The 16,563-nt window shown below is 72.3% G+C and carries 12 protein-coding genes and 1 tRNA gene; 4 read left to right on the top strand and 9 right to left on the bottom strand.

Annotated elements, in window-relative coordinates; genetic code table 11:
• Nucleotides 1–47 precede the first annotated feature (47 nt).
• Both D7M15_RS10485 and D7M15_RS10480 read right to left on the bottom strand, forming a co-directional pair.
• The gene (locus tag D7M15_RS10485) at nucleotides 48–2,591 is read right to left on the bottom strand and encodes an ABC transporter permease (RefSeq protein WP_121517263.1); all 2,544 of its coding nucleotides are present in this window, start codon (nucleotides 2,589–2,591) and stop codon (nucleotides 48–50) included.
• Between the two features lie 149 nt (nucleotides 2,592–2,740).
• On the bottom strand, nucleotides 2,741–3,526 hold the full coding sequence (locus D7M15_RS10480) for an ABC transporter ATP-binding protein (RefSeq protein ID WP_240649224.1): 786 nt from the start codon (nucleotides 3,524–3,526) through the stop codon (nucleotides 2,741–2,743).
• A gap of 405 nt (nucleotides 3,527–3,931) precedes the next feature.
• On the opposite strand from D7M15_RS10480, the gene D7M15_RS10475 reads away from it, so the two are divergent.
• Nucleotides 3,932–4,016: transfer RNA gene (locus D7M15_RS10475), tRNA-Leu, on the top strand.
• A gap of 101 nt (nucleotides 4,017–4,117) precedes the next feature.
• Here the strand turns inward: D7M15_RS10475 and D7M15_RS10470 are convergent.
• Nucleotides 4,118–5,644 carry a HAMP domain-containing sensor histidine kinase gene (locus D7M15_RS10470; RefSeq protein WP_121517262.1) on the bottom strand — a complete coding sequence of 509 codons (1,527 nt, stop codon included), beginning with the start codon at nucleotides 5,642–5,644 and terminating at the stop codon, nucleotides 4,118–4,120.
• The gene (locus D7M15_RS10465) at nucleotides 5,631–6,311 is read right to left on the bottom strand and encodes a response regulator transcription factor (protein WP_121517261.1); all 681 of its coding nucleotides are present in this window, start codon (nucleotides 6,309–6,311) and stop codon (nucleotides 5,631–5,633) included. Before D7M15_RS10465 ends, D7M15_RS10470 begins: the two co-directional genes overlap by 14 nt.
• A 126-nt stretch (nucleotides 6,312–6,437) precedes the next feature.
• Between D7M15_RS10465 and D7M15_RS10460 the strand changes: the two genes are divergently transcribed.
• On the top strand, nucleotides 6,438–7,907 hold the full coding sequence (locus tag D7M15_RS10460) for a glycosyltransferase family 39 protein (RefSeq protein WP_121517260.1): 1,470 nt from the start codon (nucleotides 6,438–6,440) through the stop codon (nucleotides 7,905–7,907).
• 136 nt (nucleotides 7,908–8,043) lie between these two features.
• Here the strand turns inward: D7M15_RS10460 and D7M15_RS10455 are convergent, their stop codons facing one another.
• The gene (locus tag D7M15_RS10455) at nucleotides 8,044–10,299 is read right to left on the bottom strand and encodes an MMPL family transporter (RefSeq protein WP_121517259.1); all 2,256 of its coding nucleotides are present in this window, start codon (nucleotides 10,297–10,299) and stop codon (nucleotides 8,044–8,046) included.
• Nucleotides 10,300–10,684: 385 nt separating this feature from the next.
• Here D7M15_RS10455 and D7M15_RS10450 point away from each other — a divergent pair, with 385 nt between their 5' ends.
• A complete protein-coding gene (locus D7M15_RS10450; protein ID WP_121517258.1) occupies nucleotides 10,685–11,536 on the top strand; it encodes a Bax inhibitor-1/YccA family protein in 852 nt (283 codons plus the stop codon).
• Between the two features lie 113 nt (nucleotides 11,537–11,649).
• Here the strand turns inward: D7M15_RS10450 and D7M15_RS10445 are convergent, their stop codons facing one another.
• Complete coding sequence (locus D7M15_RS10445) at nucleotides 11,650–11,877, bottom strand: DUF4287 domain-containing protein (protein ID WP_121517257.1); 228 nt, start codon at nucleotides 11,875–11,877, stop codon at nucleotides 11,650–11,652.
• Nucleotides 11,878–11,975: 98 nt separating this feature from the next.
• On the opposite strand from D7M15_RS10445, the gene D7M15_RS10440 reads away from it, so the two are divergent.
• On the top strand, nucleotides 11,976–12,296 hold the full coding sequence (locus D7M15_RS10440) for a hypothetical protein (RefSeq protein ID WP_121517256.1): 321 nt from the start codon (nucleotides 11,976–11,978) through the stop codon (nucleotides 12,294–12,296).
• A gap of 90 nt (nucleotides 12,297–12,386) precedes the next feature.
• Here the strand turns inward: D7M15_RS10440 and D7M15_RS10435 are convergent, their stop codons facing one another.
• The 3 genes from D7M15_RS10435 to D7M15_RS10425 all read right to left on the bottom strand — a co-directional run bounded on the left by D7M15_RS10435 (nucleotide 12,387) and on the right by D7M15_RS10425 (nucleotide 16,554).
• Entirely contained in the window at nucleotides 12,387–13,592 is a 1,206-nt protein-coding gene (locus D7M15_RS10435; RefSeq protein WP_121517255.1) for a hypothetical protein, read from the bottom strand.
• A 284-nt stretch (nucleotides 13,593–13,876) separates the two neighbouring features.
• Nucleotides 13,877–15,097, bottom strand: a complete 1,221-nt coding sequence (locus D7M15_RS10430; protein ID WP_121517254.1) for an acetyl-CoA C-acetyltransferase — start codon at nucleotides 15,095–15,097, stop codon at nucleotides 13,877–13,879.
• 167 nt (nucleotides 15,098–15,264) lie between these two features.
• A complete protein-coding gene (locus D7M15_RS10425; protein WP_346428792.1) occupies nucleotides 15,265–16,554 on the bottom strand; it encodes an SGNH/GDSL hydrolase family protein in 1,290 nt (429 codons plus the stop codon).
• Nucleotides 16,555–16,563 lie beyond the last annotated feature (9 nt).

Raw genomic sequence — 16,563 nt, 5'->3', positions numbered from 1 at the left:
GAAGGGAGCGGGGCCTCGTCGTCTCTTGGATCAGCGGGCCGTGGCGGTCACTCGGCCTTGATCGCGGCCAGCATGTCCATCTTCGCCGCGCGGCGGGCCGGCCAGAGCGCGGCCAGCACGCCCACCAGCGCCGCGAGCGCCAGGAACAGCGCCAGACGGCCCCACGGCAGGACCAGCTCGTACGTGTCCAGGCCCGCGCCGGCGATCAGCTCGCCCGCCGACCAGCCGAAGAACACGCCCAGTCCGATCCCTAGCACACCGCCGAAGAGCGAGATGACCAGCGACTCCAGCCGGACCATCCGCTTGATGCCGGGCCGGTCCAGGCCGATGGCGCGGAGCATGCCGATCTCCTGGCTGCGTTCGAAGACGGACATGGCCAGGGTGTTGACCACACCCAGGACGGCGACGATCACGGCCATGGCCAGCAGCCCGTACAGGATGTTCAGCAGGATGCTGATCACCTGCGCGATGCCGTCGGAGATGTCCTGCTTGTCCTGCACGGTGACGACCGGGTTGTTGCCGAGGCCCTTCTCCAGCGTCTGCTTCATGGCGTCGCTGGCGCCGTCGGTGGTCTTCACCATGATCTGGAGGTCCGCGACCTTCGACATGTGCGGGTCGAGGGTCTTGGTGTCCATCTGGATGCCCTTGATGAGCTGGTTGCCCTCGTAGACACCGGTGACCGTGAGGGCGCCCCTCTTGCCGTCCTCGTAGGCCACGTCGACCTTGGAGCCGACCTTCCAGCCGTGCTTGTCGGCCATGTCGGTGTCGACGATGGCCTTGTTCCCCTCGGAGACGCCCTTCCAGGAGCCCTCGGTGAACTCCAGGCTGGTCAGCTCGGAGATGGTGGAGCCGTTGACGCCGGTCAGCGTCTCCTTGTCACCCTCGACCAGCGCCGGGGACGTCCGGAACGGCGAGCTGACCTCGACCTCGTCCATCGCGTCGAGCCGCTTCTCCACGTCCGGCGAGAGCGTCGAGAAGTTCGCCATGGAGATCGCGTAGTCGGCCTTGATGGAGCCCGTCGCCATCTTGTCGATGGCGTGCTGGACGCCACCGGCGATCACCGTCATGCCCGTGATCAGGGTGAGGCCGATCATCAGCGCGGACGCGGTGGCGGCCGTACGGCGCGGGGTGCGTACCGCGTTGAGCCGCGCCAGCTTGCCGCTGACCTTGAACAGCTTCAGCACCGGAGCCGCCGCCGCGATCATCGGCCGGGACAGCAGCGGCGTCAGCACGAAGACACCGATCAGCAGGAGAGCCGCGCCGAGGCCCATCATCTTGCTGTCGTCGCCGGAGATCGCACCGACCACCAGGGCGGCGCCGCCGCCCGCGAGGATCGCGCCCAGGGTGTTGCGCAGCACCAGCGAACGGGTAGTGGCCGGGGCGTGCACGCTGCCCATGGCGGCCACCGGGGGGATGCGCGCCGCGCGCCGCGCGGGCAGCCAGGCGGCGAGGACCGTCACCAGGACACCCACGACGAGGGTGGTCACGACGGTGCCGGGCGAGACGACCAGCGGACCGTCGGGCATCTCGCCGCCGCCGACGGAGCCGAGCAGCGAACGGAGTCCGACCGCGATGCCGACACCGGCGGCGAGACCGGCGACGGAGGCCACGGAGCCCACGGAGAACGCCTCGATCAGGACCGAACGCGTCACCTGACGGCGGGTCGCCCCGACCGCGCGCATCAGCGCCAGCTCCTTGGTGCGCTGGGCGACGAGCATGGTGAAGGTGTTCGCGATGATGAAGATGCCGACGAACAGCGAGATGCCCGCGAAGGCCAGCATCGCCGTCTGCATCCCGGACGTCTGCGCCTCGATCATCTTGGACTGGTCGTCCGCGAGCTTCTGGCCGGTGACGGCCTTGGACTCCGGCGGCAGGATCTTCTCCGCCTCGGACTGGAGCTTCGCCTGCGAGGTGCCGGCCGCGGCCGACAGCTGGATCTCGGTGTACTCGCCCGGGTCGGCCAGCAGCTTCTGCGCGGTGGTGTTGTCGAACAGCACGAGCGAGCCGCCCGCCTGGACGCTGCCGTCGTCGGTGGTGAAGACGCCGGAGACCTTCTGCTCGCGTACGGGGCCGTCGACCGAGACGGGCACGGTGTCCCCGACCTTGTAGCCGGTGCGGTCGGCGGTCTTCGCGTCGATCGCGATCTCGTTCGCGTTCCGCGGCGGCTGACCCTGCTTCATCGGGTACCGGGGGTCGGTGCCCTTGCCGTCCTGGCCCGCGTAGTAGTTGGCGCCGGTGGTGCCCCAGCCGTCACCGACGAGGCTGCCCTTCTTGTCGGCGATGCCGGTGAACCCGGAGACGATGCCGATCACGGACTTGGTGCCGGGCAGTGCGGCGGCCTTGTCGAGGGTCCGCTGGTCGAGGTTGTCGACGGGCTTCAGCTTCTCGTCGTCCGCGTCCCGCTTGATGGGCTGGATCGCGACGTCGACGTGGTCGAAGCCCTTCTCGGAGCTCTTGTTGTAGGCCTCTTGGATCGTGGAGGTGAAGACCAGGGTGCCGGCGACGAAGGCCACGCCGAGCATCACGGCGAGGACGGTCATCATCAACCGGCCCTTGTGCGCAAGTACGTTGCGCAAGGCGGTTCGTAGCATGGATCAGTCCAGAGGGGAGAGTCCACCCGCGGGCGGCTGCGTGCGCCGCTCACGCCGGGGGCGGTGGCGGAGCGCGCTCACGGCACGGCGCGAGGCGGGAAACGGTCGGTGCGGGGGAAGCGGCGGCGCGTGGCGGGCGCGCCACGCCGTCAGCTGACGCGGCCCTTGGCGTCGAAGGCCTTCATCCGGTCGAGGACGGTCTCGGCGGTGGGGTTGGGCATGTCGTCGACGATCGAGCCGTCGGCGAGGAAGACCACGCGGTCCGCGTAGCCCGCGGCCACCGGGTCGTGGGTGACCATGACGACCGTCTGGCCCAGCTCGCGTACGGAGTTGCGGAGGAAGCCCAGCACCTCGGCGCCGGAACGGGAGTCCAGGTTTCCGGTCGGCTCGTCGCCGAAGATGATCTCCGGCTGCGAGGCCAGGGCGCGGGCCACGGCGACGCGCTGCTGCTGGCCGCCGGAGAGCTGGTTCGGGCGGTGCTTGAGGCGGCCGGAGAGACCGACGGTCTCGATGACCCGGTCCAGCCACTGCTGGTCGGGCTTGCGGCCGGCGATGTCCATGGGCAGCGTGATGTTCTCCAGCCCGTTCAGCGTCGGCAGCAGGTTGAACGCCTGGAAGATGAAGCCGATGCGGTCCCGGCGCAGCTGCGTCAGCTTCTTGTCCTTCAGCGAGGTCAGCTCGGTGTCACCGATCTGCGCGCTGCCGCTGGAGATCGAGTCGAGCCCCGCCATGCAGTGCATGAGGGTCGACTTGCCGGAGCCCGAGGGGCCCATGATCGCGGTGAACTCCGCCTGGCGGAACTCGACGGAGACCTGGTTCAGGGCGACCACCTTGGTCTCGCCCTCTCCGTAGACCTTCGACAGGTCGGTGGCGCGGGCCGCCGCGATGCCGTGAGAGGCGGGGGCGTAGGCGCCTGCCTGGATGGGGGTGGTCACGACGTAGCTCCTGTCGGACGGGGGGTGTGACTTTGTGACTGGTCCATCGTCTCCCGCCCCGGGGGCCGTCGTATCACCCCGCGAACCGGTTTCCAGCCGAGCCCTGGGAGGTATGCCAAGGGCAGTCCGTCCTACCCAGGTAGGACGGAGGTCGTGGGGGAAGTGGGCCCGTACGGGTGACAGGGGGCGGCGACTTTACGTCATTCCCGTCCACCGGCATGCCCTGGGGCGGCAGGGCTCCGAAGAGGGGAGGCGACGCTGATGCTCCGTCAGGCGCCAATAAAATAAGACAACATCGGGCTCTCGACCCGCTGTTCGGGAGCAGACCTGGATAGGCTCGTTCCCGCGCCCCGGACGCACAGACGCTGGTCCGTGCCGGTGTGTAGGCGTCTGCCAGGAGCCACTGCCCGGATGGTGGAATGCAGACACGACGAGCTTAAACCTCGTTGGCCTTCGGGCCGTGCCGGTTCAAGTCCGGCTCCGGGCACCATCTCTCTTACCCCCTCTGACCTGCGGGACGTCCGATTCTCGACGCACCGCCGGAGGCTTTGGGAGCACCGTGGGAGCACGCCGTGGCGGCGGCGCCGCGCGTCACGCGTCGGCGGGGACCGGTGCGTCGGCGGGCGCGGGGGCCTCGGGGAGGCGCAGTTCGAAGCAGGCGCCGAGGGTCCGGGGAGTGAGGGTGAGGGTGCCCCGGTGACGGTGTGCCAGGTCGCGGGCGATGGCGAGGCCCAGACCGGCGCCGCCCCGGTCCCGGGAGCGGGCGTCGTCGAGGCGGACGAAGCGTTCGAAGACGCGCTCGGCGTCCACGGCGGGTACGCCCGGCCCGTCGTCGTGCACGGTGACGACGACCTGGCCGTCCTCGTTCCGGACGGTGAGCTGGACGCGGTGGGCGGCGTGGCGTACGGCGTTGTCGACGAGGTTGCGCAGCAGCCGTTCGTACTCGCCGGGGTCCCCGTGGACGTACGCGGGCGCGACGCCGTCGCGGCTGAGGGCCAACGGCCGGTCGTCGAGGGGGTACTGCTCCACCAGCCGGGACGCGAGGCCCGCCAGGTCGACGGTCCCCGGGTCGGCCACGGGGGTACGGGTGTCGAGGCGCGCGAGGAGGAGCAGGTCCTCGGCGAGGGCTTGGAGGCGGCGGGTCTGCCGGGCGGCGGTGGTGACGGAGGCGGGCCAGTCGGTGCGTTCCGGGTAGGCGAGCGCCACCTCCAGGCTGGCGAGCAACGTGGTGAGGGGGCTGCGCAGTTCGTGGGCGGCGTCCGCGACGAAGCGGCGCTGCTCGGCGGCGGCGGTGTCGAGGCGTTCGAGGGTGGAGTTGAGGGTGGTGGCCAGGGCGGTGATCTCGTGTCCCGCGGCGGGGACGGTGACGCGCTGGCGGGGGTCGTTCGGGTTGACCGAGGCGGTGAGGACGCGGATGGCCTCGACGGGCCGCAGGGCGAGGCGGACGGTGAGGTACGCGGCGCCGGCGATCAGTACGAGTCCGACGATCCCGGTGCGCAGCAGCCGCCGGTCGGTGGCCTCGGTGATCCGCTCGGCCGTCTCCGGGGTCGACACCACGTAGACCCGCAGGGTCGCGTCGGGGTCGACGCCCAGTGCCTCGACCTCGTCGCCGCTCAGTTGGGCGGCCCAGATGTCGACGTACAGGACGGGGAAGGTCCGGCCCGCCAGGTGGTACCGGTGGTTCGCGTCGTAGCCGGGGCGCTCCGGTAGGGGGAGTGGGCGCGTCGAGTAGCCGTAGCCGTCGTCGGTGTACGGCGGGTCGGGCGCGGTGGTGAGCGCGGGCGGGGTGGGCAGCACGTGCTCGGCGCCCGGCCCGAAGTCCTCCATGCCGCCGCCGACGGCGACCGGGGTGCGGCGGCCGGTGGCGACGACCTCGAACGGCACGGCGTTCCGCTTGTCGGGTACGGAGCCCGCGGTGACCTGGGCGGTGAGTGCGAACAGGTTCTTACGGGCCTGTTCCTCGGCGATCCTCGCGTTCTGGCGGTGGACGTCGCCGTGCACCCACCAGCCGGTGCCCGCCAGGACGGCGGCGGCCACCGCGGCGACGGCGAGGGCCGCGCGGGTCCGTACCGAACGGGGCGCCCAGCGGAGGCGGCGGCGCGGCTCAGTCGCGTTCACGGTCGTCCACCAGTCGGTAGCCGGTGCCCCGTACGGTCTGCAGGGACCGCCGGTCGAAGGCGGAGTCCACCTTCTTGCGGAGGGCGCTGACGCGCGCCTCCACCAGGTTCGGGTCGTACGCCTCGTCGGGCCACGCCTGGTAGAGCAGGTCCGACTTGGAGACGGCCTGGCCCGCCCGGCGGGCCAGCACTTCCAGTACGGCGAACTCCCTGGGCGTGAGCCGCACCCGTACCCCGCCCCGGTGGCAGGTGCGCCCGGCCACGTCCAGCGAGAGGTCGCCCACGGCGAGGACGGGCGGGGCGACCGTGGCGGCGCGCCGGGCCAGGGCGCGCAGCCGGGCGACGAGCACCAGGTAGGAGAAGGGCTTGGCCAGGTAGTCGTCGGCCCCGGTGTCGAGGGCCTCGGCCTGGTCCCAGTCCCCGTCCTTGGCGGTGAGCACGAGGATGGGGGTCGCGTTGCCCTCGCGGCGCAGCTGGGCGCAGACCTTGTAGCCGTTGAGTCCGGGCAGCATCAGGTCCAGTACGACGAAGGCGTACTCGCCGGTGCGGGCCATCCACAGGCCGGTCCGCCCGTCGTGGGCGACGTCGACGCTGTAGCCCTCGGCGGTCAGCCCGGTGTGCAGGGTGTGGGCGAGGTCCACCTCGTCCTCGACGACCAGTACGCGCATGAGGGGCAGCCTGGCACAGGGCCGGGCGGGGTTCCTGACCGCTCGGTCAGGTCGGGTCAGCGACCGGTCAACGGGGTCCGGGCACGGTGGCGGTGTCCACGCCGCCGCTGAAAGGGCCTGCCACCGATGTCCGTTGACGAACGTGCTCCCGCCGTGCTCACGACGGCGTCCGCTCCGGCCGCACCCGTACTCGTACCCTGGCGGCGGTCACCGGCCCGTACGGTCGTCGTCCTCGCGCCCGTGCTGCTGACGGTCGCGCTGGGGCTCTGGGGCATCCGCAGGCGGAACACCATGTGGGGCGACGAGTCCGTCACGTACCAGCTCGCGCGCCGCGACCTCGGGCAGATATGGGACACCGGCCAGCACGCCGACCTGGTGCACGTCCTCCACTACGCGCTGACGCACGTCCTGTTCGAGGTGTTCGGCGCCGGGCTGCTGACGTTGCGGCTGCCGTCCGTACTGGCCATGGCCGCCGCGGCGGCCGGGGTGGCGCTGCTGGGGCTGCGGCTGGCGGGGCCCCGCGCGGGGCTGCTGGCCGGGCTGGTGTTCCCGCTGCTGCCGCAGGTGCAGAAGTACGCGCAGGAGGGCCGCTCGTACGCCATGGTGTGCGCGCTGGTCACCTGGGCCACGTACGCGCTGGTGGTGAACGTCCCGCGCCGCGGCCGGTGGCGGTGGGCGGGGTACGGGGCGACGATGCTGCTGGCCTGCCTGCTGCACGAGTTCGCCGTGCTGGCCCTGGCCGCGCACGGCGTCACCCTGCTCGTCTCCCGGGTGCCGCGGCCGGTGCTGACGGCGTGGGCCGCGGCCGCCGCGGGCGTCGTGGCCGGACTGCTGCCGCTGGCGCTGCGGAGCGCGGGGCAGTCGCAGCAACTGTCCTGGATCGACGGGCCGGTGCGGGTGCAGCACTTCCTGGTGGCGGCGGTCGTCGGCGTCGCCTGCGCCCTGGTGCTCCCGGGAGGGCGGCGGCCCGTACGGCTGGCCGCCGTGGCCGTGCCGATCCTGGTGCTCCCGGGCCTGCTGCTGCTGGTCGCGTCGCTGGTCAGGCCGGTCTTCGTGGACCGGTACGTGCTGTACTGCGACATCGGGCTCGCCCTGCTGCTCGGCGCGCTGCTCGACCACGCGCACCGGTCACGTCGCGCCTCCCGCGCCACGTGGGCCGTGACGGTCGCCGTACTGGCCGCGCTCGTACCGCCGAGCCTGGCGCTGCGCACCCCGGAGAGCCGCAGCGACGACGTGACCGCGGTCGGGGCCGCCGTACGCGAGGCGGGGCGTCCCGGTGACGGGCTGCTGTTCCTCGCCGGGCGGCACCGGCTCCTGACGGCGGCCGATCCGGCGGACACCCGTGCCCTGACGGATCTCGCGCTGGCGCGGGACGCCGTCTCGTCGGACACGCTCGCGGGCGTGGAGCTGCCCGCCGCCGAGATCGCGGACCGGATGCGGGACTTCGACCGGATCGTCGTGGTCCGCGCGGCGGACGCGGACGCGTCGGTCGACGCGCGGGAGGAGGCGAAGAGGGACACCCTGCGGCGCCACTTCCACGAGGAGGGGAGCACCGCGCTCAAGGGGGCGCGCGTCATCGTCCACGTCCGGAACTGAGCCCGCGCCCGCCGCCGTGGCCGGGATGTCCGCCCGCCCGTACGGGCCGGACGTGCGGAACCGCCCGCGCCTTCGCGCGCGGGCGGTTCCGTTCCCACGGGCCGCCGTGTCCACGGCGGTCGGGTACGCGTCCCGGTCAGACCCGGGTGTCCTCGCGCTGCTGCGAGGGGACGACCGGGTCCGGGCCCGGGACGCCGCCGTCCGCGCCGGGGGCGGCGAGCTGCTGGTGCAGCTTCTCGCCCTCGACGTCGACGTTCGGCAGCGCCTTGTCCAGCCACCGCGGCAGCCACCACGCCTTGTCGCCGAGCAGTCCGAGGACCGCCGGGACGATCGCCATGCGCACGACGAACGCGTCGAAGAGGATCGCGATGGCCAGACCGAAGCCCATCATCTTGATCATCGACTCCGAGGCGCCGATGAAGCCCGCGAAGACGCTGATCATGATGACGCCCGCCGCGCTGACCACCCGCGCGCCCAGCTTGAAGCCGGAGGTGACGGCCTCGGCGGCGCTCTCCCCGTGCACGTACGCCTCCCGCATGCGCGTCACGAGGAACACCTCGTAGTCCATCGCCAGACCGAAGATCACGCCGACCATGAAGATCGGCATCATGCTCATGATCGGCCCGGTCTGCTCCACGCCGATCACCCCGGCCAGCCAGCCCCACTGGAAGACCGCGACCACCGCGCCGAGCGCGGCCAGCACGGATAGCAGGAAGCCGAGCGCCGCCTTCAGCGGCACCAGGATCGAGCGGAAGACCAGCATCAGCAGGACGAAGGCGAGACCGACGACCAGCGACAGGTACGGCACCAGCGCGTCGTTCATCACCTGCGAGAAGTCGATCGCGACGGCCGTGGAACCGCTGACGAGCACGTCCGAGCCGGTCTCCCGTTCGATGGGGCCCGTCGCGTCGCGGATGTCGCGGACGACCGTCTCGGTCTTCTCGTCGCTCGGCCCGGCGTCCGGTACGGCGGTGACGGTGGCGGTGTCGCCGCCCTTGTTGAACGTGGCGGGGCTGACGTTCACGACGCCGTCCACGCCCTTGACGGTCTTCTCGACCTGCTTGGCCGCCGCCTTCGGGTCGTCGCTGCCACGGGTGTCGACGACGAGCATCAGCGGGCCGTTGAAGCCGGGGCCGAAGGCGTCCGACAGCATGTCGTACGCCTTGCGCTGCGTGGTGTCCGTCGGCTGGTTGCCCTCGTCGGGCAGGCCGAGCTGCATGCTCGACACCGGCAGCGCGATCGTGCCGAGCCCGATGACGGCCGTCACCAGCACCAGCACGGGGCGGCGCAGCACGAACCGCGCCCACCGCGTACCCGCCTTGGGCTTCTCGTCCAGCGCGGGCGTGGGCACGCCCGTCTCGGGGTTGGCCGCGCGGACCTTGCGGCCGAAGATGCGCTTGCCGACCATGCCGAGCGCGGCGGGCACCAGCGTGATCGCGACCAGTACGGCGATGACGACCGTGGCCGCGGCGGCCAGGCCCATCTTGGTCAGCATCGGGATGTTGACGACCGCGAGCCCGGCGAGGGCGATGACGACCGTCAGACCGGCGAAGACCACGGCGGAACCGGCCGTACCGACCGCGCGCCCCGCGGCGTCCTCGTGGTCCCGGCCCTCCGTCAGCTCGGCGCGGTAGCGGGAGGCGATGAAGAGGGCGTAGTCGATGCCGACGGCGAGGCCGATCATCATGGCGAGCGTCGAGGTGTTCGCGGACAGACCGAGCGTGGCGCCGAGCGCCGCGATGCCGGAGATGCCGATGCCGACGCCGATCAGCGCGGTGATCAGCGGCAGCCCCGCGGCGACCAGCGAACCGAACGTGAGGATCAGTACGACGGCCGCGACGCCGATGCCGAAGATCTCGGCGCTGCCCATCTCGGGCTCGACGAGCAGCGCGTCGCCGCCGGTCTCGACGGTGAGGCCCGCGTCGCGCGCCTGCTGGGCGACGTCCTCGATGCCCTCGCGGGTGGCGTCCTCCAGGTCGTTCCCCGGCACCTTGTAGGTGACGGAGACGTACGCGATGTCGCCCTTCTGGCTGACCGCGCCGCTCTCGGGGAGGAACGGGTCGCTGACCGCGGCGGTCTGCTCGCCCTTCAGCTCCTCGGTGGCCTTCCGGACGGTGGCCTTGTTGTCGGTGGCGGTGATCTTCTCGCCGTTCGGCGCCTTGAAGACCATCCGGGCGGAGGCGCCGTCCGCCGAGGCGTCCGGGAAGCGGTCCTCCATGATGTCGAACGCCTTCTGGGACTCCGTACCAGGAAGCGCGAACTCGTCACTGGGCGGTGAGGATGCGGTGGAAGCGCCCGCTCCCGCGGCCACGAGCAGCGCCACCCACAGGAGGGCGACGATGCGGCGGCGCCGGAAGGCGAGCCTGCCTAGTTTGTACAGAAGAGTGGCCACGAGGCTGGTTCTCCGGTCTCGGGTCGCAGGGGCAGTGTCAGTCCACGCCAAAAGACGCTCACTCTTACGAGTGAGGGTGAGTCGTTGCCCGAGATGAGAGCCAGATCACAGATTGCGGCCGGGCAACCCCCGACGCGGGGTGCGGGAGCGGCCCGGAAAGGGGCCTTGTTCCCGGTTTCCCGTTGTACGCCACGATCAGCGCGCTTCGACACCCGGGGTCCGTTCCGGGCGGAGGGCCGGGAGGGGGTGGGCGAGCGGGGGAGTCGGCGGCGCCCGGAACAATCGCGGGCTTCTCGTACGTTCTTACTGCGGCACCAGCGTGCGAGCTTTGCTCAAGCATTACCCTGGAGGGCAAGGCCGCGCCGTGCGGTCATGGAGGAGTGAGATGAGGAGCAGCAACCCGGTCTTCTCGCGTCGGGGGTTCAGCCGCGCCAACGGCCCTGCCGGTTTCAACGGCACACAGCAGCCGCAGACCGGGACCCCTTACGCGACGAACCCTTACGCGACCAATCCGTACGCACAGCAGACGCAGACCGCGGCCGGCCCGCAGGGTGCGCCGCCGGTGGCTCCGTCGTACGCCGGCCGTATGACGATGGACGACGTCGTCGCGCGCACCGGTCTGACCGTCGGCACCGTGGTCGTCATGGCGGCGCTCGCCTGGATCGCCGACCTGCCGCTGGGCCTCGCCATCGGCGCGGCGCTCGTGGCGATGGTGCTGGCGCTCGTGCAGTCCTTCAAGCGCACGGCCGTCCCGGCGCTGATCCTGGCCTACGCGGCGTTCGAGGGCCTGTTCCTCGGTGCCATCAGCAACTTCATCGACAGCCAGATCGCCGACGGCGCCGCCATGCAGGCCGTCCTGGGCACCATGGCCGTGTTCACCGCGGTCCTGGTGATGTACAAGACGCGGATCATCCGCGTCACCCAGCGGTTCTACCGCTTCGTGATCGCCGCCGCCATCGGCTTCGTCCTGCTCATGGGCGTCAACATGCTGTTCGCCGTCTTCGGCGGCGGCGACGGGCTCGGCTTCCGCAGCGGTGGCATGGGCATCCTCTTCGGTGTCATCGGCATCGTGCTCGGCGCCTGCTTCCTCGCGCTCGACTTCAAGCAGGTCGAGGACGGGATCGCGTACGGGGCGCCGCGCGAGGAGTCCTGGATGGCCGCGTTCGGCCTGACCCTGACGCTGGTCTGGATCTACCTGGAGTTCCTGCGGCTCATCGCCATCCTCCAGAGCGAGTAGGGCGTACGTCGCGACGGACGTCAGTCGCACGAGGAAGGGCCCGCGAGGCGATTCGATCGCCTCGCGGGCCCTTCCCGCGTCTCGTCACACGCCCAGGGGAGGGCTCGGGCCGTTCAGAGGTGGCGCGCGGCGCGCCGCAGGTCGTACTCGTGGATGATCGCCTTCGCGTGCCCGTAGGAGAGTTCGTGCTCTCCTCGGAGCCAGCTCACCTTCTCCTCGAAGCGGAAGAGGGCGGGGCCTTCGTCGACGGTGCGGAGCCAGTCGGACACCTCACGGCCGGTGCAGTGAGGGATTCGGGAGAGCAGGTTCTGGTGGGTCTCATCGGAGAAGGTCTGGGACATCGGCGCCTCCGGCTGCTGCCTTGCTGAGTCCTTCACGCCACCGTGCCTGAGTGTTCGGACGATGGCAACCGTCCGTGGTAGGCGCATAGGGTTGGGCGATGCTCGACACGACCTCCCTGACCCGGCCCGTGGACCGCCTCGCCGACCGGCTCCGCGCCACCCCGCAGAGCGCGCTGCGGCGCGGGGCGGCGGCGGAGGGGCTGGCGCTGGCCCGCGAACTGGCCCGGCGCGCGCAGGAGTTGGAGTTCCCGGGGAGTGCGCCGTACGAGCTGCCGGACGCGGGCCCGTTCGCGGTCGGCGACCAGCTGTCGGTGACCGGGCACGATCTGGCGCTCGCGCTGGCCGCCGCGGGGGACGAGGCGGCGCTGGCGGATGCGGTCGACCTGGTGACGGCGGTCGGCGCGGGGGCACGGGCGTGACGGCGCGGGTGCGTCCGGTGTGACGGGCGGCGGACGCCCGTACGGCGGTGGATGTCCGTACGGCGGCGAGGTGCGTGCGGGGCGCGTCGCTCAGAGCGACGCGATGACGCGGTCCGCCAGGGTGTAGACCGTCTCGTCACCGATCGCGAACGTCAGCGCGTACGCGCCGGAGACACCCGAGCCGCCGAGCAGCACCGGGGGCAGACCGCCGTCGAGCGCCTGCGCGAGATGGCGCGCCGTCTCCTGGTGGCCGGGGGACATGCAGAGCGTCGTGCCGTCCTCGAACGCGTACACGTCCAACGTGCCGAGCGGACCGGGCCGTACGTCGGCCAGCGGCGTACGGGCCTCCGCCAGCTCCGTGAGCCGCCGGACCGTGCGCTCGTGCTCGGCGAGGACGGGCCCGTGACCGCCGGGCGGGGTGGGCGAGGGGACGACGGGGTCGCCGTTGAGGTGGAAGCCGGGGTGCGACGGGTGGCGGCGGCGGGCCGCGGCCAACTCCGGCGACTCGGGGCCGAGATCGGGTCCGGCGTCGGCGGCGCGGGACCCGGCGGTACGGGTGTCGGCGGTGCGGGTGTCGGCGTGCTCCGGTATCTCCGCCGTCTCCCTGGCCTCGACCGGCTCCACCGTCTCCGTAGCCTCCGTGGTCCCACCGGCGCCACCGGTCCCCGCGGCCTCGCTGACCTCAGCGACCTCGGTGGCCCCGTTCGACTCCACCCGGTCGCCGTACTCGGCGCGGTCGCCCGCGTCCGGGGCGTCACCGAACTCCGGCGCGTCCAGGGCCTCCACGTGCTCCGAGGTGTCGAACGCGTCCGGCGCGCCCGCCGTGTCCGACCCCGCCGTCCCCGACTGGCGCGGCACGAACACGTCGCCCCCCAACGGCCCGTCGGGCACGTCCAGGTCGTCGAGGCGCCCTTCGAGCAGGGCGTCCAGCAGGGCGCCGTCCAGGTCCGGCGCGACCTCGTACTCGGTGCCGTGCCCGGCGAGCAGGCCCGCGTCGGTGTCCGCGTCACGTGCCTCCTGCGCGGCCCAGAAGGCGCGCGCCTCGGCCAGTTCGCGTTCCCGCTCCTCCGCGAGGGCGGCGCTGACGGCGGCCCGGATCTCCTCGGCGGGGCTCTGGCGCGCGGCGGGCACGGACATCGGCGCGGCGGCCGCCGCACGGGCCGCCTCCGCGGTGTCCAACTGGTCGCGCAGCGCGGTCAACTCGCGGTGCAGGCCGCGGACGGTGTGGAGGGCGGCGCCGCCCAGGGCCGTGGCGACGGCCGCGGCCACCAGCAGAACGATGGATATGGCGCTCACTGACGTACTCCCGGTTCCGTTTAGGTCCCCGAATTCCTACCTCAGATTTCGCTGGCAAGACCCCTCGACCGTAGTGCACAACCTGGCGGGAGGGCCTGGCGCGAGAGCGGGGGCTTCCCGGCCTCACGTCGTTGACCTGCGAAAATGCCACGCCCCCAGGGGATATGTCACACCCTGGGGGCGCGGCGGTCCTTCTTCGGACCGGCCGTCGAGCGGCGGCCTGGGACGCCGCCGTTCGCTTCCGGTACCCGTACGGTGCCGGGGAGTTACGTGTGCCGGACCGCTCAGCTCAGTCGTTCGACGACCATGGCCATGCCCTGGCCGCCGCCGACGCACATCGTCTCCAGCCCGAACTGCTTGTCGTGCCACTGGAGGGAGTTGATCAGCGTCCCCGTGATGCGGGCGCCGGTCATGCCGAAGGGGTGGCCGACGGCGATGGCGCCGCCGTTCACGTTCAGCCGGTCGAGGTCGATGCCGAGGGCCTGGTACGAGGGGATGACCTGGGCGGCGAACGCCTCGTTGATCTCCACGAGATCGATGTCCCCGATGCTCATCCCCGCGCGGGCCAGGGCCTGTTGCGACGCCTCGACCGGGCCGAAGCCCATGATCTCCGGGGAGAGCGCCGAGACGCCGGTGGAGACGACGCGGGCGAGCGGCGTGATGCCCAGCTCGCGCGCCTTGGTGTCGGACATGACGACGAGCGCGGCGGCGCCGTCGTTCAGCGGGCAGCAGTTGCCCGCCGTGATCAGCCCGTCCGGGCGGAAGACCGGCTTCAGGCCCTGCACGCCCTCCAGCGAGACGCCCGCCCGCGGGCCGTCGTCACGGGAGACCACCGTGCCGTCGGGGAGGGTGACGGGGGTGATCTCGCGCTCCCAGAAGCCGTCGGCGATGGCCTTCTCCGCCAGGTTCTGCGACCGCACGCCGAACTCGTCCATCTCCGCGCGCGAGATGCCCTTGTCCCGGGCGAGGTTCTCGGCGGTCTGGCCCATGGCCATGTAGACGTCGGGGAGTTCGCCGGTGCCGCGCGGGTCGGCCCAGCCCTCGCCGCCGTGCTCGGCGCGATGGGCCGTCCGGGCCTCGGCGTCCGCGAAGAGGGGGTTGTGCGTGCCCGGCATGCCGTCGGAGGTGCCGTTGACGGAACGGGACACCGTCTCCACGCCTGCCGACAGGAAGACGTCGCCCTCGCCGGCCTTGATGGCGTGCATCGCCATCCGGGTCGTCTGGAGCGAGGAGGAGCAGTAGCGCGTGACCGTACAGCCGGGCAGCTGGTCCATGCCCAGCTGGACGGCGACGACCCGGCCGAGGTTGTGGCCCTGTTCGCCGCCGGGCAGGCCGCAGCCGAGCAGCAGGTCTTCGATCAGGGCGGGGTCCAGCTCGGGCACCTTGGCCAGGGCCGCCCGGACGATCTCCGCGGTGAGATCGTCCGGCCGCAGGTCCTTGAGGGACCCCTTGAAGGCGCGTCCGATCGGGGAACGGGCGGCGGAGACGATCACTGCTTCGGGCATCAAGGGCTCCAAGGTGCGCTGGACGGTTCCGGACTGACTACGGAAGCTACCGACCCGTAGCCCGGGGGTCACGCGGCACGCGATGTGATGCGGGACTCTTTTCTAAGCGCTTGCTTTGGTGTGTGCCCGACGTGCCCGTGGTGCGGCGGCCGTGCCGCCCCGCGCCGCTACGGGCGGACGCCCGCGTCGCGGCGCGGTGGCGCACCGGGGTCCGGGCCCGGGTCGGCGCCGGTGGACCCGGCGGCCGTACCGTCGTCGATCCCCTTGCGCCGGGCCCGCCCCTTCGCTTTCGCCTTCCCCTTCCCCTTCGGCCTGTCGCCGTCGTCGTCCGGCACCGCTGCGGTGGCGTACGGGTCCGCGTCCGCGCCGCCGCCCTCCGCCGCCTCCGCGGCGCGCGCCTCGGCGGACCCCGCCACGCCCGACGGCGCGTCCGCGTCCGCCACCGGCAGCCGCCGACGCCGCCGGTGCTTCAGCAGGGCCCACGGTCCACGTACGGCCGCCACCTCGGTGCCGCCCTCCGCCGCGGCCTCGGCGGCCGCGCGCGCGACCGGGAGGATGCCCTCGCGGCGTGCGGCGTCCGGGCGGTCGTCCTCGGTGGGCCACAGGCCCAGCGCGGCGCTCAGCGTGGGCAGCATGGCCATCGCCGCGGCCGCGTAACCCTCCGCCGACGGGTGGTAGTTGTCCGGTCCGAACAGCTCCCGCGGGTTCGCCGCGAACTCCGGCCCGAGCAGGTCGCCGAGCGAGACCGTACGCCCGCCCTCCTCGACCACCGCGATGGTCTGCGCCGCGGCCAGCTGGCGGCTCAACCGGCGCGCGATCCAGCGCAGCGGCTGCCCGACGGGCTCGACGGAACCCAGGTCGGGGCAGGTGCCGACGACCACCTCGCACCCTGCCGTACGCAGCCGGGCGACGGCGTCCGACAGCAGCCGTACGGAACGGGCCGGTGGCATGCGGTGCGTCACGTCGTTCGCGCCGACCATGATCAGGCAGACGTCCGGTGCCTGGTCGAGGTCGCGCTCCCCGAGGAGCAGCGTCACCTGCTCCTCCAGGCCGTCGGACTGCGCGCCGGGCACCGCCACGTTCCGCAGCTCCACGGGGCGTTCCGCGACCGCGGCGAGGGCCAGCGCGAGCAGCCCGCCCGGGGTCTGCCGCGCGTGGTGCACGCCCTGCCCGGCGGCCGTGGAGTCACCGAGCACCGCGAGCCGTACGGGGCGCACGTGACGCGCGGCGTTCCCCGCGGCGTCGGGCGCGGTCCCGGCGAAGGCGTCCCCGTACATCCCGTCGGCCATCGGTGGTTCCTCGTCGGAGCCGCCGACCCCGACCTTCCGTTTGGCCAGCTGGATCTCGGTGAACACCAGCCCGACCGCCGCTCCTCCGAGCAGCCCGAGACTGCCGCCGCCGTACGCGGCCGCGGTCGCGATCCGGCGTGCCACCCTGGCACTGGCCGCCTTCGACATGGGCATAGT

Origin of the sequence: Streptomyces sp. Z26 (assembly GCF_003665095.1) — a bacterium.
Lineage (GTDB): Bacteria > Actinomycetota > Actinomycetes > Streptomycetales > Streptomycetaceae > Streptomyces > Streptomyces phytohabitans.
The sequence above is the reverse complement of the archived record's forward strand: the minus strand, read 5'-3'. Positions and strand labels throughout refer to the sequence as shown.